Origin of the sequence: Mesorhizobium sp. M1A.T.Ca.IN.004.03.1.1 (assembly GCF_003997555.1) — a bacterium.
In the GTDB taxonomy this organism is placed as follows: domain Bacteria; phylum Pseudomonadota; class Alphaproteobacteria; order Rhizobiales; family Rhizobiaceae; genus Mesorhizobium.
Genome location: NZ_RZTV01000503.1, coordinates 1 through 262 on the forward strand (window position 1 = coordinate 1; position 262 = coordinate 262).

Genomic DNA, 262 nt, shown 5'->3' on the forward strand with positions numbered 1-262 from the left:
GTTCGATCAGCGCCGATGTCGGCAACAAGGTTTCCCATGCACTCAACATCATCGAGGTGCGCATGGGGCTGGAAATCGAGAGCGCGGGGCTTGCGGCGCTACGGCGCAATGCGGCTCAGGAAGCGCAGATTCAGGAAGCATTCTTCGAATTCGACCTGCTGCTCGAGCGCGGCGAAGCAACCGGCAAGAGCGACTTCGCTTTCCACCGAGAAATCGCAGCTGCCACCAATAATTCATATTATGACGAAGTTCTCGATGCGCT

1 protein-coding gene is annotated in these 262 nt (G+C 56.9%); it reads left to right on the plus strand.

Annotated elements, in window-relative coordinates:
* Positions 1-262 (plus strand): FCD domain-containing protein (locus EOD29_RS32635; RefSeq protein ID WP_164763988.1); only part of this gene is annotated, 262 nt, incomplete at both ends.